25 protein-coding genes are annotated in these 25573 nt (G+C 33.9%); 15 read left to right on the plus strand and 10 right to left on the minus strand.

Annotated features, from left to right (window positions below):
• The 3 genes from FS85_RS16765 to FS85_RS16565 all read left to right on the plus strand — a co-directional run.
• Nucleotides 1-1130, plus strand: a 1130-nt coding sequence (locus FS85_RS16765) for a hypothetical protein (RefSeq protein WP_029489479.1), incomplete at its 5' end; no start/stop codon positions are given.
• A gap of 1 nt (nucleotide 1131) precedes the next feature.
• Nucleotides 1132-3303: a ThiF family adenylyltransferase gene (locus FS85_RS16560; protein ID WP_010136805.1), complete on the plus strand. Its 2172-nt coding sequence runs from the start codon at nucleotides 1132-1134 to the stop codon at nucleotides 3301-3303.
• Nucleotides 3304-3750: a hypothetical protein gene (locus FS85_RS16565; RefSeq protein WP_010136806.1), complete on the plus strand. Its 447-nt coding sequence runs from the start codon at nucleotides 3304-3306 to the stop codon at nucleotides 3748-3750.
• A gap of 859 nt (nucleotides 3751-4609) precedes the next feature.
• On the opposite strand, the gene FS85_RS0113115 is transcribed toward FS85_RS16565, so the two are convergent.
• Nucleotides 4610-4849: a hypothetical protein gene (locus FS85_RS0113115; RefSeq protein ID WP_010136808.1), complete on the minus strand. Its 240-nt coding sequence runs from the start codon at nucleotides 4847-4849 to the stop codon at nucleotides 4610-4612.
• Nucleotides 4850-4896: 47 nt separating this feature from the next.
• Between FS85_RS0113115 and FS85_RS0113120 the strand changes: the two genes are divergently transcribed.
• A complete protein-coding gene (locus FS85_RS0113120) occupies nucleotides 4897-5328 on the plus strand; it encodes a DUF6943 family protein (RefSeq protein ID WP_029489481.1) in 432 nt (143 codons plus the stop codon).
• A 249-nt stretch (nucleotides 5329-5577) separates the two neighbouring features.
• On the opposite strand, the gene FS85_RS0113125 is transcribed toward FS85_RS0113120, so the two are convergent.
• Genes FS85_RS0113125 through FS85_RS0113135 form a run of 3 tightly spaced genes read right to left on the minus strand, consistent with a single transcriptional unit; the run spans nucleotide 5578 to nucleotide 6948 of the window.
• Nucleotides 5578-5787: a hypothetical protein gene (locus FS85_RS0113125; protein ID WP_010136810.1), complete on the minus strand. Its 210-nt coding sequence runs from the start codon at nucleotides 5785-5787 to the stop codon at nucleotides 5578-5580.
• Between the two features lie 5 nt (nucleotides 5788-5792).
• On the minus strand, nucleotides 5793-6188 hold the full coding sequence (locus FS85_RS0113130) for a DUF5675 family protein (protein WP_010136811.1): 396 nt from the start codon (nucleotides 6186-6188) through the stop codon (nucleotides 5793-5795).
• A 4-nt stretch (nucleotides 6189-6192) separates the two neighbouring features.
• Nucleotides 6193-6948: a hypothetical protein gene (locus tag FS85_RS0113135; protein WP_010136812.1), complete on the minus strand. Its 756-nt coding sequence runs from the start codon at nucleotides 6946-6948 to the stop codon at nucleotides 6193-6195.
• Between the two features lie 158 nt (nucleotides 6949-7106).
• On the opposite strand from FS85_RS0113135, the gene FS85_RS16485 reads away from it, so the two are divergent.
• Nucleotides 7107-7310 carry a hypothetical protein gene (locus tag FS85_RS16485; protein WP_010136813.1) on the plus strand — a complete coding sequence of 68 codons (204 nt, stop codon included), beginning with the start codon at nucleotides 7107-7109 and terminating at the stop codon, nucleotides 7308-7310.
• A 460-nt stretch (nucleotides 7311-7770) separates the two neighbouring features.
• A complete protein-coding gene (locus FS85_RS16240) occupies nucleotides 7771-8493 on the plus strand; it encodes a T9SS type A sorting domain-containing protein (RefSeq protein WP_010136814.1) in 723 nt (240 codons plus the stop codon).
• A 160-nt stretch (nucleotides 8494-8653) separates the two neighbouring features.
• On the opposite strand, the gene hemH is transcribed toward FS85_RS16240, so the two are convergent.
• Genes hemH through FS85_RS0113160 form a run of 3 tightly spaced genes read right to left on the minus strand, consistent with a single transcriptional unit; the run spans nucleotide 8654 to nucleotide 11108 of the window.
• On the minus strand, nucleotides 8654-9676 hold the full coding sequence (gene hemH / locus FS85_RS0113150) for a ferrochelatase (protein WP_010136815.1): 1023 nt from the start codon (nucleotides 9674-9676) through the stop codon (nucleotides 8654-8656).
• A 20-nt stretch (nucleotides 9677-9696) separates the two neighbouring features.
• Nucleotides 9697-10203, minus strand: coding sequence for a TrmH family RNA methyltransferase (locus tag FS85_RS0113155; protein WP_010136817.1), 507 nt, complete (start codon nucleotides 10201-10203; stop codon nucleotides 9697-9699).
• Complete coding sequence (locus tag FS85_RS0113160) at nucleotides 10203-11108, minus strand: helix-turn-helix domain-containing protein (protein WP_010136818.1); 906 nt, start codon at nucleotides 11106-11108, stop codon at nucleotides 10203-10205. Before FS85_RS0113160 ends, FS85_RS0113155 begins: the two co-directional genes overlap by 1 nt.
• Before the next feature lie 269 nt (nucleotides 11109-11377).
• On the opposite strand from FS85_RS0113160, the gene hemA reads away from it, so the two are divergent.
• The 9 genes from hemA to FS85_RS15745 all read left to right on the plus strand — a co-directional run bounded on the left by hemA (nucleotide 11378) and on the right by FS85_RS15745 (nucleotide 20294).
• Nucleotides 11378-12631 carry a glutamyl-tRNA reductase gene (hemA, locus tag FS85_RS0113165; RefSeq protein ID WP_010136819.1) on the plus strand — a complete coding sequence of 418 codons (1254 nt, stop codon included), beginning with the start codon at nucleotides 11378-11380 and terminating at the stop codon, nucleotides 12629-12631.
• Nucleotides 12624-13544: a hydroxymethylbilane synthase gene (hemC, locus tag FS85_RS0113170; RefSeq protein WP_010136820.1), complete on the plus strand. Its 921-nt coding sequence runs from the start codon at nucleotides 12624-12626 to the stop codon at nucleotides 13542-13544. The genes hemA and hemC overlap by 8 nt, the downstream gene beginning before the upstream one ends.
• 58 nt (nucleotides 13545-13602) lie before the next feature.
• Entirely contained in the window at nucleotides 13603-14259 is a 657-nt protein-coding gene (locus FS85_RS0113175) for a uroporphyrinogen-III synthase (protein WP_010136821.1), read from the plus strand.
• A 79-nt stretch (nucleotides 14260-14338) separates the two neighbouring features.
• Nucleotides 14339-15319, plus strand: coding sequence for a porphobilinogen synthase (hemB, locus tag FS85_RS0113180; protein ID WP_010136822.1), 981 nt, complete (start codon nucleotides 14339-14341; stop codon nucleotides 15317-15319).
• A 45-nt stretch (nucleotides 15320-15364) separates the two neighbouring features.
• The gene (hemL, locus tag FS85_RS0113185) at nucleotides 15365-16654 is read left to right on the plus strand and encodes a glutamate-1-semialdehyde 2,1-aminomutase (protein WP_010136823.1); all 1290 of its coding nucleotides are present in this window, start codon (nucleotides 15365-15367) and stop codon (nucleotides 16652-16654) included.
• Nucleotides 16655-16672: 18 nt separating this feature from the next.
• Nucleotides 16673-17029, plus strand: coding sequence for a four helix bundle protein (locus tag FS85_RS0113190; protein ID WP_010136824.1), 357 nt, complete (start codon nucleotides 16673-16675; stop codon nucleotides 17027-17029).
• 60 nt (nucleotides 17030-17089) lie between these two features.
• On the plus strand, nucleotides 17090-18115 hold the full coding sequence (hemE, locus tag FS85_RS0113195; protein ID WP_010136826.1) for a uroporphyrinogen decarboxylase: 1026 nt from the start codon (nucleotides 17090-17092) through the stop codon (nucleotides 18113-18115).
• A 90-nt stretch (nucleotides 18116-18205) separates the two neighbouring features.
• Nucleotides 18206-19108: an oxygen-dependent coproporphyrinogen oxidase gene (hemF, locus tag FS85_RS0113200; protein WP_010136827.1), complete on the plus strand. Its 903-nt coding sequence runs from the start codon at nucleotides 18206-18208 to the stop codon at nucleotides 19106-19108.
• 157 nt (nucleotides 19109-19265) lie between these two features.
• Nucleotides 19266-20294, plus strand: coding sequence for a family 16 glycosylhydrolase (locus FS85_RS15745; RefSeq protein ID WP_010136828.1), 1029 nt, complete (start codon nucleotides 19266-19268; stop codon nucleotides 20292-20294).
• Nucleotides 20295-20387: 93 nt separating this feature from the next.
• Here FS85_RS15745 and FS85_RS16490 read toward each other — a convergent pair whose 3' ends face one another.
• The 3 genes from FS85_RS16490 to FS85_RS0113230 form a co-directional block, all read right to left on the minus strand.
• Entirely contained in the window at nucleotides 20388-23456 is a 3069-nt protein-coding gene (locus FS85_RS16490) for an Ig-like domain-containing protein (protein ID WP_010136830.1), read from the minus strand.
• A gap of 228 nt (nucleotides 23457-23684) precedes the next feature.
• Nucleotides 23685-24161 (minus strand): hypothetical protein, encoded by a 477-nt coding sequence (locus FS85_RS0113225; RefSeq protein ID WP_010136831.1) that lies wholly within the window; start codon nucleotides 24159-24161, stop codon nucleotides 23685-23687.
• A 377-nt stretch (nucleotides 24162-24538) separates the two neighbouring features.
• Nucleotides 24539-24919, minus strand: coding sequence for an HU family DNA-binding protein (locus tag FS85_RS0113230; RefSeq protein ID WP_010136832.1), 381 nt, complete (start codon nucleotides 24917-24919; stop codon nucleotides 24539-24541).
• Nucleotides 24920-25573: the final 654 nt, after the last annotated feature.

Consider the following 25573-nt stretch of genomic DNA (forward strand, 5'->3'; position numbering starts at 1 on the left):
ATATTATTAAATATTATCCAGTTGGAAATGGTGACTCTTCATTAATGATTATCTCAAAAGACAATGATGATATTACAATTATAACTGATTGTAAAATAAGAGAAGTTAAAGATGAAGTATTTGATGTAAGAAAAGACTTAAATAACTCATTACCCAAAAAAGACAATAAAACATACACCGATTTGTTTATACTATCTCATCATGATGAAGATCATTGTCTAGGTTTTAAAAACAACTTTTATTCGGGAGATATTTCTAATCAATCATCAAATTGTGATAAAATTATTATTGATGAACTATGGGTTAATGCACATATTTTAAATGATGAAACAATAATAAAAGATTCAGATGCCGATTACATAAAAAAAGAAGTTGTTAGGAGAAGGGATTTGTATAAAAATAATAATTTTTCAGCTAATAGTAAAGGAAATAGACTGATGCTTATTGGTTCAGATATAAATGGAGATTTTAATAATGTTCCAACTTATATACCAGGTGATATTGTTGATAGTATTAATGATAAAACATTACCAAACTTTAATATTTATATACATGCCCCATTCAAAGAACATCTTGAAAATTGCTTTAATCTAAATGATAGAAATTCTGCATCAATAGTGTTTCAAGCAAGGTTTTTTAATTCTATTAGTAAAGAATTGTCTACAAGAGTTATCTTCGGTGGTGACTCTGACCATAAAGTATGGGAAAAAATAAAATTTACCTGTGAGAAAAATGATGTGGAAAAATTAAATTGGGATATTTTTCAAACTCCTCATCATTGCTCTTGGTCATTTTTTAATGATACGCCATATAAAGATATTGAAAGAGGTATTGATAACTCAAAACCAAAACAAACATCTATTGATATATTAAATTATAAATTATCAGGTGCAAAAATCATAGCTACATCTAAAAAAATAGAAAACAACGATGATAATCCACCACATTATAAAGCTAAAGATGAATATGTAAAAATTGTAGCAGATAATAATTTTTATAATACGGAAGAGTTTTATAATACATATAAATTACCAATTGTGTTTGGAATTGATGATAATGGAGCAACCTTATTAAAAAGAGCTAAAGAATCTATTTCTCAAGGTACTGTTATTCCATCTAGAGCTGGTTAGTATGATTATAAATCCAAAATTATATAACCCATACAGAATTAGAAGTATAGATGTTCAACATAAATATTCAAAAGATATAATTAAAGACATCGATAGGAACAGTCCATTAATAGAATTAATTAAATTAGAAAAGAATTCTAATGATGATGAACTTATATACTTAAAATTTGAATTAGAAATATCAAATAAACCTAAAAATGGCATTAAGGAATTTGAAGAAATACTGATATTGGTTACAAATGATGATGATCGATTACCTTTTGTTTATGCTTTAAGAGAGGGGTTCAATAAAGGTTTGCCTCACACAAATTACACAAATTTTGATTCACCTATTAGTTTATGCATTTTTGAAGATACTTTCATAGAATTAAAACACAAATGGTCTGGAACATTTTTTTTAAACTCTATTAAAAAATGGTTAGAATTAACAGCCAAAGACGAACTTCATCAAAGTGACCAACCTCCTGAACCTTTTATTCATGGTAATAATATTGTGATAATACAAAAAGGGTTTAATCACATAGAAAAATTAGATAATAATATATATAGATTAACCCCTCAGGAATCAAATAAGACAAAGTATTTTAATTTTTCATATGTTGAAATAAAATGCGTAGAAAATAATATAGTTTACCACTCAATTGATACTTTATATGATTTAATGAAAATATACAAAGAACATGGTGTAGATTTTTTGTATTTAATAAAAAAAGAAATAAAATCAAGGATAGATAGCTTATTGAAAGGTAAATATGTTGATCCTTCAATATTTAAACATGAATATTTTATAGCTATAAATTCTCCTTATAAATTTAATGGAAATATTAATCAGAATATATTTTTGGGTAAATTAAATCAATCTTTTGGTGATTTGTGTTATTTATTGGGTTACAATCTACCATTTAATTTTAAAAATATTACAACTGATAAACTAGATGAGATAAAATCAAAATCTATTAAAATTGAAATAATATCAAATATTTATGATTTTGATATTGAAAGTGCTAGAGAATATTCTACTATCTCAAATGATAAAATTTCACAGCCAAATGTAAGTTTAATAGGTTGTGGAGCCCTTGGTTCTCATTTTTTTATGAACTTAGCTAAATCTGGTTTAGGAAAATGGACATTAATTGACAATGATGTTTTATTACCTCATAATCTTACCAAACATTCAAGTATTGATAGAACAAATGCTGTTTCTGAGTTTAAGGCTAAAATAATTTCTAGTGATGCTAACAAACTTTTAAACTCTGAAGTTTTTTCAAAACCTATTAATAAAAATATTCTTGATATAGATCCTTTGTCTATACCAAAGAGTGATATAATAATTGATATTTCAACATCTATAGGAGTACAAAGATATTTAACAAAAGTATTTAAAGAAAACACTAAATACACGGCTTTTTTAAACCCGTCTGGAACAGGTCTGGTATTGCTTACTGATGATATAAGTAATAACATTACGTTAGATTTACTTGAATATCAATACTATTCTGAATTAATTAATAATCAAAAATTAAATGATTTTTTAAATTATTCAGAAGAAACTAAAATAAGATATGCAAGAGGTTGTAGAGATATAACATCCAAAATTAGTCAAGAAGATATTTCTATATTTTCAGGAATACTATCTAAATTCTTTAAGTCTAATCACACTAAAAATGAGGCTAGATTGAATATTTGGTTATTAGGTGAGAATTATACTATCCATAATTATAATTTTAAAATTATAGATTGGACAGTGAAAGAAATTAATGAATGGAAAATTTATATAAGTAAAGTGTTGATTGATAAATTAAAATCTCATAGAGTTATTAAACTTCCTGTAGAAACTGGAGGAATACTTTTAGGTGGTGTAGATAAACTTTATAAAAAAGTATACTTAACAGATACTATTTTATCTCCTGCTGACAGTATTGAAAAACCGTATAATTTTATTAGAGGTATTGATAATATAAGTTCAACATTAAATGAAGTTTCTAAAATCACAAATGAATTTATATATTATATGGGTGAATGGCATTCGCACCCTAAAGGTAGCTCAATATCAATGAGTCAAGACGATATTATACAATTTGACCAATTAAAAGATGATAGAAAAATAAGTGGTGAACCTGTAGTAATGATTATTCTAGGTGATAATGGATTTAATATTAAAATAAATGTATAAATGAAAAAAATAATATGTTGGTTGTGTTTTATAACAATAGTCTTATTCTTATTATCAATTGGTTATTTTGAAAAATGGTTTGTTTTAAAGACTAGTATGATTTTACCATTTAAATCAATTATAGCATCAGGTTTTGGAGGTGTACTATATTTATTTAGGTCAATTTATATAAATAAATGTGTCAAAAACCAATGGGATATAAAATGGGAATTGTGGTATTATATCCGACCTATTACAAGTGTTTTAAGTGGTATTGCAAGTTATATTTTTTTAAAAGCAGGTGTTTTAATTTTAAATTCTGAAATGATTACACCTACTTCATCTTATGGTTTTATAGCAGTTGCATTTATAGCAGGTTTAAATGTAGATAAATTTATTGCTAAATTAGAAGATTTAGCAAAATCAACATGGGGTATTGATAAATCAAGAATGAATAAAGAGAAGTAAACAGACATCTTAAGGATATTAAGATAAATAAATTTCGTGATGCGTTAATCAAAGTAAATATAAATTAACAGGTAAAGCGGTGTTCCTCCTTCAATCGTCAGCAAACAACCCCGCCAAACCTATAATACACTTTTTTTAAGCTTTCCTATTATTTTTAAAGTTCAAAAAAAGAGTGTTATTGCCCTTTGGGTTTCCGCTACGCTCCAAGTTTGTCACGGTTGTTGCGTTCCTCAATCAGTCCTCACGGCAATTCCTTTGTCTGCTTTTGTCACTTCACTGCATTCACACTCATGGCTTCGGTTCATTTCGTTCAGCCACAACACATCCAACCATTGCCATAATTTTAGCTCGCCTTGCAGGTCGCTACGGGCTGCAGGTTCTTGATTGTGTTGCCTCCGCCTTTTTGCCAACCACATCATCCAACACACAGGCTCTAGCAATTAAATCGGCACCCTTGTGTATTGTTCCGTTTCTCTCTAGGTTTTTGTTTGAAAAAATACAAAAACCTGCCGTTCAACTCCACACATAGCTGCAAACCACATTCGTTCCTCATGCTTTTCTTTGCAACACCCGTTGCTCCACTCGCAAGGCGGCTCGCTAGCGCTTGGTCTGTGTCCGCAAACCGTTCCACTATTTGCACACTCAGCCCACCGTTTGGCTCAAGGCTGTTTTACCTCATTTCAGTCCATCGATACATTTTATAAAAAAGAAAACATTTAGTTTATCATCATAAGAAATTTTACAATTCCAATTTGCCATGTGCTTGCGGTCGGTAATAATTTTTATTCTAATCTGATTGTTTAAAATATACCCACCTCAGCACCGTACAGCAAGAGGTTTTCCATTCCACTACGTTACATTACAAACCACTTGCTTTAAGCCTTTGAAAAAGAAAGAAATTATTTAAATAAAAAAGGTTGCCAATTTCGTTGCTTCCCTTCATCCAACGCTCAATGCTATCAAGTTCAAGCCCTCCGGGTTTTGATAAAAACTTTGATAAGTATTTCAAAAAACTATGCATTCTTTCTCCAAACTTTTTTCCAAAAAGCTTGACAGCATCTGCCACAGCAACAATGTTATAGGCATCTTTTTTCTCCAAAAAAATATTGTTGCGGAACGCAGTGTAGCAACTTTAATTGGATAGCTATGCACTTTTTTGAAATCAAAACCCACCGAGTAGGGATGACCTACGACCAACCACACTTTTTTATTTTAAACAAAGGATTGAACAGCGGTAAACCGCTGTACAATCCTTGTCCGAACTGCTTTGTGGTGACCACCACAACAGAAGAGGATAAAAACACTTTATTTCATTTATCAATGATGCTTCAAATAGGCGGTTTTTTCGCCTATTATTTGAAAGGGAGTGTCATTCCATTTATTACTATAAATGATTGTTCTAAGACTTTAAAAGAAGGTTTGTCTTTAAATGCTGAGGTTGTGAAACATATACAAATCATTAAAAGATTAAACCAGGAGCAAATAAGGCTAACACAAGTACTTTCTAAAATAGAGCAATTAAAACAAGCCTATATACAATCTTGTTTTGGTCAAAAGAAAAATAAAATCAACGCATAAAAAAATCTCCTGATCAAAAGACCAGGAGATTTTAATATTTTGCCAACAGCTAATAGCTAAAGGCTAACAACTAGAAGTTACTTCAAAAAAATCTTACGTAAAAGGAGCGAAACAAAGAAGCTGACCACAGCACCAATGACCGCCATGATGATAGTGAAGTAAACATCGTGTAGTTTGATATTTGCTAGGGTGGTAAACAATGTACCTCCAAACACGGTTGATTTTAATTGAAGATTTCCCATAGCTTTTTTAGTTTTTATCAGACACCACAGCTTGACTGACCGCAGTAGCCACCGTTCCGGCAACTGCTACATATCCGGCAATACTAATCACAGCAGTAGGCAAAGCAATTGGGGCAGCCAAGATGGCCCCGCTTGCAGCTGCAAGAGCCAAACCAATGTTTCTAAGTTTTCTAAAAAATGAAGGTGTCGGTTGTGTTAATCGTTCTTGAATATTCATAAGTTCTAAGATTTAATAATGAGTTTAACGGTTTCATTTCTGTCAAAAGCTTGATAACATTTAGAAACCAATTTGTTTAATAAATTTTTGGAAGAAGTACCTTTTCCAATACCTGATAAACAAGTTACAGGAGCGATACAGCCTTTAAGTTCTTTCAAAGCATCATTGGCAGGATGAATCAAAATAAGTGTCCTATTTTTAACATTTTCCAAAATCAAATGATGTCCGAATTTTTGAGAATACCTAGCTTTTAAGATGTAAGTTCCCTCTGGAATACAAGAAACATTTCTACGATTATTTAACCAGGGCAACTCGATACAGAATCCAAAAAAAGAATCATGGATAAAGAGAGCACCGTTGGTACTCTCTTTAAAATAAGTTCTATGTAAATGGATATCCATGTACTTACACTTTTTCAGCAATCTTGATTGCTAAAGCATTGTAAGAACCATTTTTCAACGGGTACATTTCACCATTTACTTCTTGATAAAACTCAACACCTAAGACCTGTACAATTGGAAGTACTGAGTTTGCAGGAGCAGAAGCAGTCAAGTCAATGATAGCAGTATCATTACCATCATAAGGTAAAATAGCTGTTTCATCATTGTCAAAAGCAAAAGCTTCATTTTCAAAGTCCAACTCAGCAACCCCAGTCACAATTTTAAAATGCGTAGTTCCAGCAGGAGCAGCAATTTGCACGTTTGGTTTAAACACTGGAATGTTTACCGTTGCATCCCCAGTTACACGATCAAAAGCATGCGTGTACAAAGCAAAAAGAGTAGACGCTAGTTTACCATTGATGTTGAATTCAAAGTTTGCTAACAAACCAAAAGTTCCTCCTTGAATGGTTCTTTGTCCACGTGGATTTCCTGCATCCGTTTTTACTACTTTTAATACTTGAGTAGTCAATCTACTAGTCACACGTTTGTCTTTAGCATTCTGTAAAAGAATACGAATTGCGTTTCTTAAAAGCTTTCCACCTTTACCAGCGGTTCCAAACTCAGAACCGTTTTCACGTGTTCTTTGAAACGCAGGATCGTTTTTGATTCTTTCAGGGTCAATTCCCCCTTTACCACGAGCCAAATGCCCATCTGTTGTTTTGTAAAAAGAAATATCTCCGATAGTTCCTTTTAGTTTGATAATACCTGTTTGTTTTGCCATAATAATATGATTTTAAGATTTATAGCAAAAGAATTATTATCTTATATAGAAATCAAAAACAAGGTGTTATACAGGCCGTTAAAAGCTTTTCTTTCCGAAATGGTGTATATTTACCCCATGGATAAAGTATAGATAAAGCATAGTTAAAGTATAAAATCATGAAAATTACCAGAGCATGTATTTATCCAAAAGACATTCAGTGTATTACTGGAAGAAGTGAACGTTATGGTAGGAGACTTTTAAAAGAGATTAGAGAACATTTTGATAAGCAACCCCACCAATTTATTACCTCTGAAGAATTCGCTGAATATAGCGGGATAAATATCGAAATTATCAATCAATATTTGAAACAGGTTTCATAAAATTTAACATCATTTATGTTGATTTATAGAGTGTTAAGTCGTAAATTTGTAGAGACGATTGAAAGTCAATTGATAACAAATAGTATCAATTTAGAAGGTTAGTAAATCGGTTAGTATACTAAACATAAAGTACTACTTAGTACTGTTTTATAAGGCATAGCGTAAATGGTTCGAGTCCCGTCCAGACCGCAAAAAGCATCTCTTTTTAGAGGTGCTTTTTTTGTTTAAGATATTGTTTTTTAATGGATCACGGATCATGACTAATTGTTGTGTTTAAGCAAAAATATTGGTTCGTCTAAATAAGAAGAATTTTACATTTTTTACCCCTCTGAATTGTGTTATATCATTTTAGGTACATTTGTTTTGATAGGAATCAATAAAAAAAATAATAAAGTAATGTGTGTTGTTGTCTATTTTTGCAGGCTATTACAATAGTTAGCGTATAATAACTTAATAACAAATGAAAAAAACTTACCCTACATTACTTTTATTTTTGATTAGTATTTTTTCTTTCTCTCAAACTTTTGATTGGGAAACGGCTGTTCATGAAGGAGAACAAATAACTCAAAAAGTTTCTGGTATTACAGCTGCATTTACTACATCTATAGAAGATGAAACGCTTTATAATCCAAATGGATATAGTGGTTCATCAGGAAATATAGTTTACACCTATATGATTAATCAAAACACATCGGTAACAGTTTCTTTTAGTTCTCCGATTAATATCACATCTGTTTTTGCATTTGATCCTACTACATCCGGTGATTATGATTGGACTTTTACACCTTCAGGAGGGAATAACTCAAGTGTAACACAATTAATTACTAAAAATGCAGGTTCTACAGTAGCTTTAAATTGGACAAATGTAAATTCTTTTACTATTACTAGTGCAGCAGGCGAAGATTCTTTTGCTTTAGACGATATTGTATTTACTGTGCCAACACTAAGTGTAGCAAATGTACATACGGAAAAAATTGCTTTGTATCCTAATCCTTCTTCGGACTATATATACATAGAAAAAGTTGATGAGTTAAAAAAATATACTATTTACAATGTTATTGGTGTTGAGATTGTAAAAGGAGTTTTAGCAAAAGATTTTAAAATAGATATTCGTAATTTAGTAAATGGTGTCTATTATGTTAGTTTTGATAACGGAAAAAATATAAAATTTATAAAAAAATAATAAAAAAAAAATAGCTAACTAAAATATATAAAGCAGTTAGGTGATAGAGCACCTAACTGCTTTTTTATACACACAATTTGATGAGTTTGTAATTTTTAATAGCAACACTTCTTGAAAAAAAACTAATATTTGCGGTGTCAGCCCTATGTATTTATTAAAATTATTTTTTTTCTACTAACCAGTTATTTAACCAGTTTGTAACTACTTGTACCCAGTCGTCTCTGTCGTTTAGGCAAGGTATAGTAGTGAACAATTCTCCTGTATTCTCTTCAAACTCCTCTTTGGCTTCCATGCCAATTTCTTCTATGGTTTCTAGACAATCTGCTACAAAAGCAGGAGTAACCACAGCTAATTTTTTTATTCCGTTTTGTGCTCTATCGTTAATAGTCATATCTGTATAGGGTTGTAGCCAAGGATCTTTTCCTAATCTAGACTGGAATGAGGTACTGTAAAAACCAGGTTGTAGTCCCAATTTCTCTACCACACCTTGGGTGGTTGCGTAACATTGATGTCGGTAGCAAAATTCATGAGCCTTAGACGGTGTAGTGCAACAAGCACCATTCAGTTCGCAATGGCTTTGAGTAACATCCGAATTGCGAATGTGTTTTTCTGGAACTCCATGATAAGAAAATAGCAAATGATCATAATCTTCCTTGTCTAATGTTTCCTGAATACTCTTGGCTAACACATCAATATAGTCTGGTTGATTGTAAAAAGCAGGGAAATGAGTAAGTGTAATGTCAGGAAATTGATCTCTTACAATTTTATCAGCCAAAGCAGTAATGGTTTCTGTGGTTGCCATGGCAAACTGTGGATATAATGGAACCACTAAAATCTGGTTTACTCCTTGTGTTTTTAGTTCTTTAATACCGCTTTCTATTGATGGACTACCGTAACGCATGGCTAAAGCAACTGGTGCGTTAATCTGTTGTTTTACCTTATGGGTAAATTTTTCAGAAATTACAATTAACGGAGATCCTTCTTCGGTCCATACTTTGCTGTAGGCTTCTGCAGATTGTTTGGGTCTTGTATTTAAGATAATTCCTTTAACCAACAAGCATCTCATTACATACGGGACATCAATAACTCTTCCGTCCATTAAAAATTCATCTAAGTACTTTTTTACATCTTTTACCGATGTGCTGTTGGGCGATCCTAGGTTGACTAATAAAATTCCTTTCATTATTAAAAGTTTGTTTAAATCTAGTTGAGTTGTTTTGTTATTTCGTACAAGCAAACGCTTAAACTGTTTACAACATTCATGGATGAGTTTTGTCCAAACATTTGAATGTGGACACTTTCCTTACAAATATCCAGAGCTTCTGGAGTGATGCCAAAACGTTCTGAACCAATCACCAATGCTATTTTTGTGTCATTGCTAAAAACAAACTGACTTAAGTCTTTACTTTTGTCGGTAATTTCCAAAGCTAACAACAAATAACCTTCTTCTTTTAAACGTTGTAGTTGATGTAGTAAATTTTTATAGGTTTTAATAGCTACTCGTTTCTCAGCGTTTCGTGCAGTTCTTTGCACCAGTCTGTTATCGATGTTAGGTGATTGCTCGTTTTGGTAAAATGTGTCTATTCCAAAAGCTTCGCAAACCCGTAAGCACATGCCTACATTTTGTGGTGTTCTCAATTCATCAGCAATAACAGCTATAGGAAAAGTTTTTTGAGGGTTGCTTACCTCTGTATGTGTTAGCTGCTCCATTAGTTATTTTGTTGTTTGGTGAATTGTTTCGGAGTAATTCCAAATTTACGCTTAAATGCAGCAATAAAGTGGCTAGACGAGCTGTAGCCAATTTTATTTCCGATTTCGTTTACGTTAAGCTTATTTTCTAAAAGAAGTTTTTTGGAGTATTCCAATTTATAGTTTAGCAGAAAAGTAAACACTGGTGCACCATACACTTCTTTAAACCCTTGCTTTAGTTTTTTGATATTCAATCCTACAGTTTTGGCTAATTCTTCTAAAGATGGGGGATCTGCCAAGTTTTCTAAAATGATTTCCTTTGCTTTTTTTAACTGTGATATGGTTTCTTCGTTAGAAATAAATGGGCAATTTTCGTTGCTGTTTTCTTCGGAGTGGCTAAAGTACAAGCTAAACAATTCGTAAGCTTTTGCTTTGATGAATAACTGGTCTAGTGGTGAGTTGTCTTTTTTGTGTGTAATTTGATGCAGAACAACCTGTTGTGTAACTGGAGTTTCTTTTTTTTCTATGATGGGTTTTCCAATCACAAAATTGTCAAAATTTAACAAGTAGTTTTCTTCTTTGGTAAAAAGCGAATGAAAGTATTGTACTGGAATCAATAAAGCGATTAGTTGACTGTCTGGAGGTAGCGAAAAAAGAATATTGGTATGTTCTTCATTAAAATAAACCATTCCAGATTCGTTGCTTTCTAGCTCAATAGCACAATGCTCCATGTTAAAAGCTACTTTACAAATGGTTTTTAGATTAAAGAAAAGCTGAATATAGTTGTGTTGTGTTGTGTGAACAAAATATTGATTTTCAGAAGTTTCGTTGTTAAAATTAAACAAAGAAAACATGTTTTTTTCATCGATTAGCAAATGAGTACTTTTGTCGATGTTTTGGAATTTTTTAGAATCAAAAGGCATCATCTTTTATCGTTGTTTTTTAGGGGTTTTGATGCAAATTTACGCTAATTAGCCTAATTAGAATGTGAAAAATAGCAAAAAAAGATTTCCGAATATTTTTATAAATATTTATGATTTTCGTCATATTTATATAGGAATCACTAGGTTTTTAGACTGTTTAGATTGGTTATAAATTAGTTTAAAAACCTCTAAGAGGTATTTATAGTCCTTTTAGCGATATTGTCTAATCTATATTGGTAGTACTTTTGCCGATACTTATGGTGTGCGAACATATGAAAATAAAACAACCAGGGACAAAACTCTACAATGTTGGGGTAAGCTACAAGAAGGCAGATGTACAAACACGAAGTGCATTTAGTTTGTCTAAGCAAAAGCAAATCAGTTTGTTAAAAGATGCTAAGTCCAAAGGGATTCAAGGAGTTTTGGTAGTTTCTACTTGTAACAGAACAGAGGTAACAGGTTTTGCCAAACATCCTTTTGAGCTGATTTCGTTATTGTGCGAACATTCAAACGGAACTGTAGAAGATTTTGTCAAGTTTTCCAATATTTACAAAGATGCTGAAGCCATTCAGCATTTGTTTAACATAGGAACAGGGCTCGAAAGTCAGATTTTAGGAGATTATGAAATTGTAGGACAGTTAAAGCAAGCGTATCAATTGGCTCAAAAGTACGGAACGGTAAATACGTATTTAGAACGATTGATGAACAATGTTTTACAGGCTAGCAAAGAAGTAAAAAATCATACCAAATTAAGCTCAGGAACAACCTCTGTAGCGTATGCTGCTACCCAGTATATTGTAGAAAATGTAACCAATTACAATTCCAAAAGAATGTTGGTTTATGGATTAGGAGAAATAGGAAAAAATGCTTGTAAAAATTTATTAAAGTATACTGAAAACACCAACATTCATCTAATCAATAGAACACATGCCCGAGCAGTGGAGTTTGCTGATCAGCACGAGCATATAGCTATCAATAAGGTAGAAAATTTAGAAGTGGAAATAGAAGATGCAGATGTATTGATTGTTTCTACAGGAGCAGAAAAACCAACCATTACTGCTAAAAATATCAAGTCAGACAAAACGCTACTGATCTTAGATTTATCGATGCCCGAAAATGTAGACAAAGATCTTAAAGAATATGAAAACGTAACCTTGGTAAACGTAGATCAGTTGTCTAAAATAACAGACAAGACCTTGGCAATTAGACAGGCAGAAATTCCTAAAGCTAAGTTGATTATAGAAAAATACAAAGAGGAATTTTCTAACTGGCTAGCTCATAGAAAATTTACTCCTGCAGTGAATGCTCTAAAGCTTTCCTTGCAATCTATTCAAGAAGACGAAATCAATTTTCATCAAAAGAAAATAGAAGGTTTTAATACAGAACATGCAGAGCAGATTACCTCTAGATTAATCCAAAAAATAACCACACAGTTTGTCAAACACTTAAAAGACGAAGGTACTTCCGTAGATCAAAGTATAGAAGTGGTAAGTAAAATATTTAATGCAGCAATTCCTGATGAGTAAACCGATTAGAATTGGAACAAGAAGCAGTGAGCTAGCTTTATGGCAGGCACATTTGGTACAAGGGAAATTAGAAAAACTGGGATATTCTACCAAAATTGTAGAACTGTCTTCTGTGGGAGATGAGGTTCTAGACATTCCATTACACCAAATAGGAAGCATGGGAGTGTTTACCAAAACCCTTGATGTTGCCATGCTACGCGGACAAATTGATATTGCGGTTCACTCGCTAAAAGATGTGCCTACTCAATTGCCAGAAACCATTGTACAGGCAGCTGTGTTAGAACGTGCTGCCATTCATGATATTGTTGTATACAAAGGAGAACAGAAAGAACTGTTTGCAGACGGAGCGACCATTGCAACTGGAAGTTTGCGTAGAACTGCACAGTGGTTGCATAAATATCCTACACATACCTTAACAGATTTGCGAGGAAATGTAAATACCCGTTTGCAAAAGCTACAAGACAATGACTGGAACGGAGCTATTTTTGCCAAAGCGGGATTAGAACGTATCAACTTATTGCCAAAAAACCACGTAGTGTTAGATTGGATGGTACCTGCACCTGCTCAGGGAGCTATTATGATTACAGCTTTGGAATCCAATCCAATGGTGTTGCAAGCATGTGAACAATTGAACCATCCTGATACGGCTCTTTGTGTGGCAATAGAACGTGCTTTTATGCGTAGGTTGGAAGGTGGATGTACAGCACCAATTGGAGGCTATGCTGAAATTATTGACGATAAAATTTCCTTTAACGGTTTGTTGAGTTCCTTGGATGGAAAACAACAAAAATCAGTGTTTAAAATTGTGAGTAAAGACAAGGCACAAGATTTAGGAAAAAGCTGTGCCGATGAAATTCTAGCAAATGGAGGAAAAGAGCTAATGCAGGAAATAAAAAAAGTAGTTAACAAATAAGTAAACAACGATTTTTGTAAGTCGATCTTCTGAAAAACGAAAAGCGAATAACCAAAACATGACAATTCTCTCAACCAAAAAACTAACCACTACACAAAAAGCTTTGTTGGCTGCATACAAAATTTTGGAAGTTCCCATGATCTCAATTGTGTATGGAAAAGGGTTGGCAATGAATGAAAAGATACAACATGCCGTTTTTACAAGTGTAAATAGTGTGATTGCAGTATTCGAAAAAAATAACGTTTCAGCTTCTTTATTTCAACAAGTGTATTGCGTAGGAACAAAAACAAAATCAGTCTTAGAAAAACATGGAATTCAAGTTGCTGGTATGGGAAAAGATGGAGCAACATTGGCACAAATCCTGATAACTCAGTTTGATGAAATTCGGGAAATTAGTTGGTTTTGCGGAAATTTAAAAAGCAATGACCTGACCAGTTTAATGGCACAAAATGGAGTAATGGTTGCTGAATACGAGGTGTATCAAACACAATTAACTCCTCAAGAAATAAATCAATCCCTAGATGCAATTCTATTTTACAGTCCATCGGGGATTCTAAGTTTTGTGCAAAAAAATAAAGCATTAGATATTCCTGTAGTGTGCATTGGGAACACCACAGCTACAGAAGCATTAAAACATTTTAATAAAGTATATATTTCTAACACCACCACCGTAGAAGCAGTACTTGAAAAAGCGAAAGAAGTTTTGAGTGATTAGAGTATTTGATACAAAACAAAAAGTGTAAAGAGAAACGTGTTTTGTTACATGCAAACATCGAACATCAAAAAAATAAAAAATGAACAGAATAAGAAGGCCTAGAAGAAACCGAAAGTCTGCTGCAATTAGAACAATGGTAGCGGAAACCACATTGTCTGTAAATGATTTAATTTTTCCTTTATTTTTAATTGAAGGAACAGGGAAAAAAGAAGAAATAGCTTCGATGCCTAATATTTACCGCTATACGTTGGATTTGTTATTAGAAGAAATCAAAGAATGTGCAGCATTAGGAATCAAAGGGTTTTGTATATTTCCATCTTTAGGAGAAGATAAAAAAGACAAATACGCAACGGAAGGTTACAACCCCAATAGTTTGTACAATACAGCGCTAAAAGAAATTAAAACTCAATTTCCAGACATTGCCTTAATGACGGACATTGCCATGGATCCTTATTCGAGTGATGGTCATGACGGTATTGTAGAGAAGGGTGAGATTTTAAACGATGAAACACTTGAAATTTTAGGCAAAATGGCATTGGCACAAGCAGAAGCAGGAGCAGACATTCTTGGACCTTCAGATATGATGGATGGTCGTGTAGCTTACATCAGAAATGTATTAGATCAAGCAGGATATACCAACGTTTCAATTATGTCTTACACCGCAAAATATGCAAGTGCTTTTTACGGGCCGTTTAGAGATGCATTAGATTCTGCTCCAAAATTTGGGGATAAGAAAAGCTATCAAATGAACCCTGCCAATGCAAAAGAAGCATTGATTGAAGCAGATTTGGATATTACAGAAGGGGCAGATATGATTATGGTAAAACCTGCTTTGGCATATTTAGACATCATCAAATTATTAAAAGACAATTACGATGTCCCTATTACAGCATACAACGTAAGTGGAGAATATGCTATGTTAAAAGCGGCTGCAGAAAAAGGTTGGCTGGATGGAGAAAAAACAATGTTAGAATCCCTCTTGTCTATGAAACGTGCAGGAGCAGATATTATACTAACTTATTTTGCCAAGGAAGTAGCTAGGATATTAAGAAACAAGTAGTGAGTGTAGAGATTTTAAAGTCTAAATACCAGATACTATAAAAATATGAATACAAAAAATTCAGAAAAACTATACAAAAAAGGTTGTGAAAACCTAGTAGGAGCTGTTAACTCACCCGTAAGAGCTTTTGCTTCTGTAGGAGGAAATCCTTTATTTATAGACAAAGCAAAAGGAGCATACATCAAAGACGTAGATGGCAATAAGTATATTGACATGGTACTATCGTACGGCCCGATGATTTTGGGACATCGCAATAAAAATGTAGAGAAAGCAGTAGCACAAGCCTTAAAAAAAGGCTATTCTTTTGGAGCATCAACCCATGCTGAAATTAAATTGGCCAAGTTGGTTTGTGATGCATTTCCTGGGATGGACAAGGTTCGTTTTGTAAACTCAGGTACCGAAGCGGTGTTGAGTGCTATTCGATTGGCAAGAGCACATACCAATCGTGATAAAATTGTAAAGTTTTCAGGGTGTTACCACGGTCATATGGATGCCATGTTGGTAGCTGCAGGGTCTGGTTTGGCAACATTAAGTTTACCAGGATCTAAAGGAGTACCCGCCCAAGCAGTAGAAAATACATTGATTGCTGAGTACAACAATTTAGAAAGTGTAAAAGCACATTTTGAAAAGAACGACGATATTGCTGCGGTAATTTTAGAGCCTGTAACAGGAAATATGGGAGTGGTTGAACCTACTCAAGAATTTATACAAGGAATAAGAGAATTGACCAAAGAAAAAGGAGCTTTACTAATTTGCGATGAGGTCATGACAGGTTTCCGTTCTCAATTTGGAGGAGCTCAAGAATTGATAGGAGTTCAAGCAGATATTACTTGTTTAGGAAAAGTAATTGGTGGAGGTTTTCCTGTAGGAGCATATGGAGCTTCTGATGAAATTATGAGCAATGTAGCTCCGTTGGGAGGTATGTACCAAGCAGGAACCTTGTCTGGAAATCCTATCGCCATGGCAGCTGGAATTTCAACCTTAACAGAGTTACAAAAACAAAACCCATACGATCAGTTTAACGAAGTTGCGGAAAAAGTAGAGGGTATGTTGTTGACTTCTGCTAATAAATATGGAGTTGAATTGACTGTAAATCGTTTTGGGTCAATGATCAATCCATTTTTTACGAATAAGGAAGTGACCAATTTTACTGATGCACAAACTTCAGATACAGATAAGTTTGCCAAATTCTTTTGGGCGATGATGGAGAACGGAGTGTTTTTACCACCCTCTCAGTTTGAAGCTTGGTTCTTATCCACAGAGATTAAAGAAGTTGAATTAGAGAAACTAAGTGTTGCTATTGATAAGTCCATGGGGGTAGTTGGTAGTTTGTAATTGGTATTTGGATAAAAGATGCATCACAATTTTAGAGAATTAGAAATTTGGATAGAATCTAAAGATTTAAGTGTTCGTATTTATAAAATAACTCGAGACTTTCCTAAACAAGAAGTATATGGAATTACTTCTCAAATATGTAGAGCATCAGTATCAATACCATCAAATATAGCAGAAGGAGCAGGAAGAAATAGTAATAAGGATTTTTCTAGATTTATTAATATCGCTTTAGGTTCTGCTTTTGAGTTAGAAACCCAACTGATAATAGCATTTGAGCTAAATTATATAGAAGAAATAGAGTTTGAAGATTTGATTAAGAAATTACAAATCATTCAAAGAAAATTATCAGGTTTTAATAAATACTTACTAAAGTAGCAATTGGGAATGGTTAGGATAATAAGTCCAACGACCAACGACCAACAACCAAATACTAATATGATAAAAAACAACCTATACCTAAGAGCCTTAAAAGGTGAAACTGTAGAGCGACCTCCAGTGTGGATGATGAGACAAGCAGGAAGATACTTGCCAGAGTTTCAAGAAATCAAAAAGAAATACGATTTTTTTACACGTTGCCAGACTCCAGAGTTGGCGGCTGAAATTACCGTACAACCCATCCGTAGGTACGGAATGGATGCAGCAATTTTGTTTTCGGATATTTTGGTCATTCCGCAAGCTATGAACATTGAAGTAGAAATGAAGAATGGAGTGGGGCCTTGGTTGCCAAACCCTATTCGCAGCTTACAAGATGTAGAAAAAGCCATCGTTCCTGATATTGACGAAACCTTAGGCTATGTAATGGATGCTATTAAGTTGACCAAAGAAATGTTGAATGATGAAATTCCACTAATCGGATTTGCAGGTTCGCCATGGACAATTTTGTGTTACTGTATTCAAGGACAAGGCTCAAAAAACTTTGATAAAGCGAAGGAGTTTTGCTTTACACAACCCTTAGCGGCTCATGCGTTGTTACAAAAAATTACCGATACAACCATTGCTTATCTTAAAAAGAAAGTAGCGGCAGGAGTCAATGCGGTTCAGGTGTTTGATTCTTGGGGAGGAATGTTGTCGCCAGTAGATTATCAAGAGTTTTCTTGGCAGTACATCAACCAAATTATTGAAGCATTAAAAGATGATGCCCCAGTAATTGCTTTCGGAAAAGGATGTTGGTTTGCTTTAGAAGAAATGGCACAATCCAATGCTTCTGCTCTGGGGGTTGATTGGACCATAACTCCAGAATGGGCAAGAAAATTAACAGGAGGAAACATTACCTTGCAAGGAAATTTTGATCCCACAAGATTGTTTTCATCTCCAGCAGAAATAAAAAAGCAAGTCACTGCCATGATTGATGCTTTTGGTAAAGACAAATACATAGTAAACTTAGGACACGGTATTTTACCAAACATCGGACTAGAAAATGCAGGAGCGTTTATAGAAGCGGTTAAAGAATATGGTAATTAGTCGTTAGTATTTGGTACGCTTTGCTTTTGGTAGTTAGAAAATTACATCAAAAGTCCAACTACCAACTACCAATAGCGGATAACTAAAAATATGAAAGAACAATTTTACAACTACATACAACAATTACAAGACACTATTTGTACAGGTTTAGAAGCTTTAGATGGAGAGGCAAAGTTTGTACAAGATTTGTGGGATAGACCTGAAGGAGGTGGAGGAAGAACTCGTGTGATTTCTAATGGAAAGGTTTTTGAAAAAGGAGGAGTAAACATATCATCTGTTCATGGTGAACTGCCTTTAGCTTTGCGCAAACAGTTTGGAGTAGAAGAAGGAAACTTTTATGCTTGTGGTTTGAGTTTGGTGATACATCCTAAAAATCCTATGGTGCCAACAGTACATGCAAATTGGCGTTATTTTGAAATGTACGACGAATCTGGAAATGTGGTTACACAGTGGTTTGGCGGAGGACAAGATTTAACACCTTATTATTTGTTTGAAGAAGATGCTGTTCACTTCCATACCGTTTGTAAAAATGCTTGTGATGCACATAGTGCGGAATTTTATCCCTTGTACAAAAAGAAATGTGATGAATACTTTTGGAATGCTCATAGAAATGAAGCTAGAGGTATCGGAGGTTTGTTTTTTGATTACCTAAAGCCTACTGAAGAAATGTCTTTAGAACAATGGTATAACTTTGTAACTGAGGTTGGGAACTCGTTTTTGAATAGCTACGTGCCAATAGTAAACAAACGCAAAGATCTAGATTACACTCAGGAGCAACGTGATTGGCAAGAGGTTAGGAGGGGACGTTATGTTGAGTTTAACTTAGTTCATGATAGAGGGACTTTATTTGGTTTAAAAACCAATGGTAGAATAGAATCTATTTTGATGAGTTTACCACCGCATGTGCAATGGCATTACTGCCATGAACCAGAAGAAGGAAGTTGGGAAGAGAAACTTGTTAAAGTTTTGATGAACCCAAAACAATGGATATAATAACAAAACCGCTACATTTATAGCGGTTTTTTATTTTTTAAGAGATTTTGGTATACAATCAGTATAAAATATCATTTTTAAGATAGTAAGAGTAAAAATAGTGCTGATGGTGGTTTGGGTTCTGATGTAATTTTGTGTCAAACTAAAACCAAAAAACATGAATCTATACAAGCACAGTAATTTTTTAGGTCTTTTTACACTTCTTTTTCTTTTTATTTCTTGTTCTTCTAGTAGTGATTCAAATGATGATATTTCTGATTTGATAGAAGAGTCTGAAAAGAACAAACCAAATGCTTGTAAGATAGTTTGTGACTCTGAAAAAGTATTGAATAAAGTAACATGTGAATGTGAAAATACATACCCACTTTCCGATCCAAACAACACAGGGAATTGGATTTTAAATCCAAAAATGTCCGATGAGTTTGAAGCAGCTGTATTGGACGAAGAAAAATGGCACATACAAGGAAAAAACAACGAATATTATTCGAACTTTATAGGTAGGGCACCGTCTCAGTTTTCTACAGACAATATACGTTTGGAAAATGGAAAACTAAAATTGCAAACACGTTGGCAACCCGACTTTGAATTCAATACCGAAAAAACTCAGACAGTAGGAGGAACCGTGTATAAGTATGAAAATATTACTACGGCAGCAGTAATCAGTAAAAACATGTTTCAATTTGGTTATATGGAAATCAAAAGTAAATCTGCCAAAGCTCCTATAACTAGTTCTTTTTGGACTACAGGAAACAGAAGTTCTGAGCTAGATATGTTCGAGACTTTTGGAGGGCATAAAAGCAATGCTGCTTGGAGAAAAAGATTAAAGTTTAATATGATTAGCTGGAATCCAGATAATCCTTTTTACCAACCTCGTTTTAACGGACCAACGTATACAGCCAACATTCAGTCAGATTATAATACAGCAGATGATTTTCATGTATACGGGTTTGAGTGGACTTCGGAGTATATTTATGTATATATAGACGGAATCTTGCATCCAGAAGGACAGATTACTAAAGATTTGGTAACCAAAGGAGGTACTGAACCCGATAGATGGATTACCGATGTAGCTTATAGGTTGTGGTTTGATTCTGAAACGTTTCCTTGGTTAGGATTGCCTACTGCAGCAGATTTACCAGCAGATTATGAAATTGAGTACATACGTATTTGGCAAAAAAACGAATAGGATAAGGGTGTTTTTTTGGTAAAAACAAAAGGGAAACTGATACCAACAGCTTCCCTTTTGTAATGTAAGAAAAAATAGTAAGTATAAACTTTCTTATTTTTTTATGAACTTAGCAAGCCCTTTGTCTATATGTAAAAAGTACAACCCAGAAGGTAAATGGTTAACGAGTATTTTAGAACCTTTAATTATTTCTTGATGCACAATGTTTCCTTGAACATTGTAAATAAAAGCTTCTTTACCTATAAAATTATCTTTTAAGACAATTTGGTCTTCAACAGGGTTGTTAACAAAGCTTATTTTATGTTGTATGTCAATAGTACGAACACTTAAGCTTTGGTCTAAAATGATGATGTCTTTAATCTGAGCTGCAACTCTTTTCGTACTATCGTTGCTAGAGTAGAAGTTGATCCATAACCAATAAAAGCTTCCATTATCTAATTCTTTAGTAGGGGTTGCCCCATCTAAAGATATGGTAGCAGTAGCTGTACCCGATTGTTGCCCAATAACACTTGCATCGTAGGCTGTATAGTCTTTTTTTACTTTCCATCCGCTGTCCAATTCGCGTAGCCAGAAACGTACTCCTTTCCCATTGTCTGATAAAACCGTATTACCAGAACCCGCATGGAAGTTAGCTGTAACGGTCAATTCGCCATTTTCATAATACGTGGTGGTTTTGTAAATATTGTTATCATCAAAAGAAATGGAGGGAGCAGTAAATACATCCACTGTAATGATTGCAGTATCTGTAAAGTTTCCATCCTCTGTAGTTGCGGTAATAGTAACTGTACCCGATTTAATAGCGGTTACGGTTCCATTGCTATTTACCGTTGCAATAGTATCATCACTACTAGACCAAGTATAGTTTTGGTTGTCTGCATTTGTTGGACTTATGGCAGCAGTTACTTTTTTAGTATTTCCTACATAGACTGTACTGGTTTCTGGAGTAACCGTAATACCTGTTACAGGAATGGCAAAGTAGCTTACTACGTTTACAGTAGCAGTTCCCTTAATACTATTGTCTACGGAGGAGGTAGCTGTAACGGTTACCGTTCCTTCTTTTACTCCAGTTACTTTTCCGTTAGCGTCTACGGTTGCAATACTAGTGTCACTGCTTGTCCAGGTTACATTAGTATTTGCATTGGCAGGTTGAAATGCAACACTTAATTCCTCGGTTATCCCCACACGAACTTCTAAAGGAGAAGGTGTTAATGCAATTGCTGTAGGTATTGCATCATTACAGTTTTGTGTTTCTGCTGTTTTGGCTAGTTCAGCAGGTAAATCGTCATAGGCAATTCCCTTGTACAAAATCAACCTGTCTAACTGAAATCCATGAGAACGTCCGCTTAGGTTTAGTGTGTATTCTCCTGCTGTAGGAAACACAGCTCTTACCCAAGACTGTGCATGGTTTACTTCTACAGCACCATTTAAGGTAAAATTATCGTCACTACGACCAACGAACTTGTAAAACTGTCCTAAAATAATATCGTTTTTCTCTTTGTCTTTTCCTTTTCCTATATCATCTGAGAAATAGAACCAAGCATCATTTCCCAAGTCGGACCCTCTTTCACCTTCGGGTTGCCGCATCATCCATTTAAAGGTATAAGTTCCAGGATTGTTAATCTTAAAAGTATAAGATATATTATGTGATGGGTTTACAGTACCATACGAGTTTGCTCCATCGTAATAAATGTATTTTCCTCCTGATGCTTTTGCTGCATCGGTTCCTAATTTCCAAGCTCCTTTAAGTTCAAAACGTTCTGCTTCAAAAACTAACAGGCCGTCTACTTCTTCTACGTTGCAGGTTTTATCTTCGGTATTGCTAGGATTGTTGCTAGTAGCACTTAAGCACTTAAAATCTATGGTTCTCCAACGTCCTCTTGCCCAAGCCGTGCCATCACCTTCTGGAATTTTACCATTGGTGTGCGTGTTTGATTCAACCTGTAAAACATCCCCTTTTTTAATAGATACATTTGTAAAAGTATGAGTGTGTGGTTGCATATCTCCACTTTTTTCTACTTCTGGGTTTTGGAAAGAACCTACCAAGGAACCGTTTATTTTTAATGTGTAAGTACTTTCCCCATCTTCTTCGGTTAGCGAGGTAACGGTAATATTGTAGGTTCCAGAATTCCCCTCAAATGTTTTTTGAGTAGCCGCAACTTTGTCTTGATACATTGCTGCATTTATCCCAATAGCATTTCTACCCGTGTCTTTGTAATGAGGTACAAAACCAGTAACGGTAGCTATCTCAAAATCGTTAATGGCATTCAAACTATAATCCACACAATCAATAGCAGTAGGTGTTGTAATTCCATCCCCTATAAAAGTGGCTAATTTAGATGGATTTCCAAACTCGTCTCCTTTTAACAAGTACCAAATCATACCTGCATCAGAAATATCGGCTCCTTTTCCACCAGGGATTTGCATTCTTGTAAACAGCCAGCGTAGGTTTTCGTCTTGGCTATCACGCATCCTGTAGTAAGGGCTAAAATCATCATCCGAACACCATTTTACGCTGGGTTGGTCGCAAGCATTTTGGTCTTGAATTTTTTTGTATTGAATACGATCTCCACTCAATGTTATAGTTTGTTCCATAGTATGATGAGCATACCTGCGTAAATGGTTGTCGTTGTATCCGCTATGAGAAATAACGTATACATGAGACAAAGCTTCAATATTTCCTTGGTCTATAGCTTGTTGTACGGCCAAATAGAAAAACTCACTAGGACCCATATGTATAAAGTACAGAGGATCTGTTGCGGTAGATTTTTTTAGTTCATTGGCTAAATGTGTAATGGCTGCCGAGTTGTTTTCTGGAACATCAAAAAAAACAGAACGATTAAAGTTCCACCTTTCAATAGCTCCTTGCACACTATTGTCCATATGATTGGTTTCGGTGGTATGTGCTGGGGCCCCTATAAAATTGTTGTAAGAAAAGTGAACCAACTGATCTTGCAAACCTGCCTTTGCCAGCATTGCCAAAGCAGCTGGAGTTCCTGCCCAGTCATCTGGATCGGCTCTGGGCCACTTAGCTTCATCATGATGATCGGCTTGTTTGTTTCCATCGGCACTAATAGCAATTCTGTGTTGATGATATCCTAAGGATTGCGAAAAAGAGCATGTGTACACAAAAACACATAGAAGGAGAAGTAGACATTTTTTCATACTTTTTTTGGTTAAGTGGGTTGTTAAAAATATAGCAAATGGATAGTGCTGTTTGCTTTTGCTAAAATTACCCTTAATAACACAAGTATCTGTTTAAAAACACTTTACAGATACTTGTGTAGACCTAACAAAAACTGTATCAAAAGCATTGTTTAAGGTATAGGTTAGTATAAATTGATTATTTAATACCTTAAATGTGTTTTTGATGTGATTTGTGAGTATTTTCTGTTATTTCTTTAAAATATCGATATTTTGCTGGTAGTCGTATTGCAAATCTGGGTGTAGGCTTGCAATTTTTCTCTCGGCTAGCTTTAATTCACGTACAAAGATATTCAGCAATTGTTGGTTTCGACTAATGGATGGAGATAAGCCTCTAAGCTTTTTGCAAAAATACAAAAGCAGTTCTACTTCGGTTTCCTTGCAGTTAGAGTAACGAATGTAGGTTTTTGTATTTTTTAAGATTTTACGAACACTTTTTTTTATGTAATAGTAACTTTGTGTATTGATACTGGCAAATTCAAGATCCATTTCTTTTTTAATTTCTAATACGTAGTTAGATTCGTCACTACTTTCAAAAAGCAAATAGCTTAACAGCTCTTTGTTTTCTTTTTTAAACTTAGCCAACCGTAGTACAATAGTACTCAGTTCTTCACGGTTTAAATTTTCTAACTCCGTTTTTAACTGTCTGATATTTGCTGTATCCATCTTGCAAAAATAATGTTTTTAGCCTTTGTAAAAAGCCCTTTGTAAAAAGCAAATGAAATACAAAAAAGAAGCTGAGATGAAAAAAAATCTAAAGATTTTATAAGATTTTTCTTTGTGTAATGTTTGGTGAAAAAAAGCTAAGTAACAATTTTTAAAAGTACAGGTGCTTTTGGTAAAAAGCTCCGTTACTTTTGTTAAAAAGTTTATAAGCTTTAGGTTAAAAGTACAGTAACTTTTTAAAAAAGGTAGTGACCTTTTTTGTAGAGTTTGTTAGGTAGTAATCAAAAAAAAAACTCAACCCATAAGATAGGTTGAGCAAATTTTAGTAACTTGCTCTCGGTCAAAACAACAAGTTATTAAATTAACAATTTAAAATGCTAAGCAATCAGTTTGAATCTAAGGTTGTTTAGCATTTCTTTTAAGCGCAAGTCAGGCCTAAAATTTAAATGAGATTTTTGCACAGCATGAATCGATACTTGTTCTTGGGTTTCCAATCCTTTAGATTTTACACCTACCTGAAAAGACCCCAGTTTGTCTAGCTTTACAATTTTCCCTTGCTTTAGTTCGTCTACAATGTTGTGAACTAATGAAGAAATTACAGCATAGCAATCTGCTTCGCGTACGGTACTTTGGTTAGATACCAAATAAGCCAAACGTTCCAGATCGGTAGTACCGGTGGCTACTGCTTGTGCATAATACTTTTTATCCGCTTGTCTGTCTTGCGGATTAACTTTTGCTAAAGATTTTAGCTCTATCATAATAAATAAATTTATGACCACCCCTCTGGTGGTCTGTTACTATCACTAAGATACGACTAATTGTTTTTTGTTAATCTATTAGTTCTAAACAGTATTCACACTTATGTTGATAACTTATGTCATTTTTTTTTTGTTAAGTTGCTGTTTTCTAGAGGTTTGGTTTTTTTGATTGTGTTATAAATGTCAATAACTTCTTGATATTTAAGTGAAAAAAAGGGAGTTTTTATACAAGAATTTGTATATCCTTAAAGTTCAAAAATTAGAAATAAGTGTGTTTTTTTAGTTAAAAAATACCGAAAAACGTCAAGTTTGTTAATTTTTGCTCTCAAAACTGTAAAAAAATAAAACGAGAAATGTTTTAACAAACAAAGCAAGCAGCTAATTAGAAACTTCTTTGTGTATAGTTTATACATATTTAAATTTGATGTTTTTTAATTTGTTATTATTGTATTTTTATGTGAGGAATCACAAGCGAGTGTTGCTCCTTCAAATGGATTAGCATGTTGTGAATTGATTTCAAATTGTATTTTTATGTGAGGAATCACAAGTCCATTTATGAGTAAAATAGGTTTGCCCGGGTTGTGAATTGATTTCAAATTGTATTTTTATGTGAGGAATCACAAGTGTACTCCAGTACTTTCTGCTTTGCTCCCA

Source organism: Ochrovirga pacifica, from assembly GCF_000220525.1.
Lineage (GTDB): Bacteria > Bacteroidota > Bacteroidia > Flavobacteriales > Flavobacteriaceae > Ochrovirga > Ochrovirga pacifica.

Coding starts and splice junctions, on each gene's coding strand:
- FS85_RS0113135 (WP_010136812.1), bottom strand. CDS start 6,948: ATGGCAAAACAAACAGGTATTATCAAACTAAAAGGAACTATCGGAGAT.
- FS85_RS0113130 (WP_010136811.1), bottom strand. CDS start 6,188: ATGGATATCCATTTACATAGAACTTATTTTAAAGAGAGTACCAACGGT.
- FS85_RS0113190 (WP_010136824.1), top strand. CDS start 16,673: ATGCATCACAATTTTAGAGAATTAGAAATTTGGATAGAATCTAAAGAT.
- hemL (WP_010136823.1), top strand. CDS start 15,365: ATGAATACAAAAAATTCAGAAAAACTATACAAAAAAGGTTGTGAAAAC.
- hemE (WP_010136826.1), top strand. CDS start 17,090: ATGATAAAAAACAACCTATACCTAAGAGCCTTAAAAGGTGAAACTGTA.
- FS85_RS16560 (WP_010136805.1), top strand. CDS start 1,132: ATGATTATAAATCCAAAATTATATAACCCATACAGAATTAGAAGTATA.
- FS85_RS16565 (WP_010136806.1), top strand. CDS start 3,304: ATGAAAAAAATAATATGTTGGTTGTGTTTTATAACAATAGTCTTATTC.
- FS85_RS0113175 (WP_010136821.1), top strand. CDS start 13,603: ATGACAATTCTCTCAACCAAAAAACTAACCACTACACAAAAAGCTTTG.
- hemA (WP_010136819.1), top strand. CDS start 11,378: ATGAAAATAAAACAACCAGGGACAAAACTCTACAATGTTGGGGTAAGC.
- FS85_RS15745 (WP_010136828.1), top strand. CDS start 19,266: ATGAATCTATACAAGCACAGTAATTTTTTAGGTCTTTTTACACTTCTT.
- FS85_RS0113120 (WP_029489481.1), top strand. CDS start 4,897: ATGCACTTTTTTGAAATCAAAACCCACCGAGTAGGGATGACCTACGAC.
- FS85_RS0113125 (WP_010136810.1), bottom strand. CDS start 5,787: ATGAATATTCAAGAACGATTAACACAACCGACACCTTCATTTTTTAGA.
- FS85_RS0113225 (WP_010136831.1), bottom strand. CDS start 24,161: ATGGATACAGCAAATATCAGACAGTTAAAAACGGAGTTAGAAAATTTA.
- FS85_RS0113160 (WP_010136818.1), bottom strand. CDS start 11,108: ATGATGCCTTTTGATTCTAAAAAATTCCAAAACATCGACAAAAGTACT.
- FS85_RS16490 (WP_010136830.1), bottom strand. CDS start 23,456: ATGAAAAAATGTCTACTTCTCCTTCTATGTGTTTTTGTGTACACATGC.
- hemH (WP_010136815.1), bottom strand. CDS start 9,676: ATGAAAGGAATTTTATTAGTCAACCTAGGATCGCCCAACAGCACATCG.
- FS85_RS16240 (WP_010136814.1), top strand. CDS start 7,771: ATGAAAAAAACTTACCCTACATTACTTTTATTTTTGATTAGTATTTTT.
- hemF (WP_010136827.1), top strand. CDS start 18,206: ATGAAAGAACAATTTTACAACTACATACAACAATTACAAGACACTATT.
- FS85_RS0113230 (WP_010136832.1), bottom strand. CDS start 24,919: ATGATAGAGCTAAAATCTTTAGCAAAAGTTAATCCGCAAGACAGACAA.
- hemC (WP_010136820.1), top strand. CDS start 12,624: ATGAGTAAACCGATTAGAATTGGAACAAGAAGCAGTGAGCTAGCTTTA.
- hemB (WP_010136822.1), top strand. CDS start 14,339: ATGAACAGAATAAGAAGGCCTAGAAGAAACCGAAAGTCTGCTGCAATT.
- FS85_RS0113155 (WP_010136817.1), bottom strand. CDS start 10,203: ATGGAGCAGCTAACACATACAGAGGTAAGCAACCCTCAAAAAACTTTT.
- FS85_RS16485 (WP_010136813.1), top strand. CDS start 7,107: ATGAAAATTACCAGAGCATGTATTTATCCAAAAGACATTCAGTGTATT.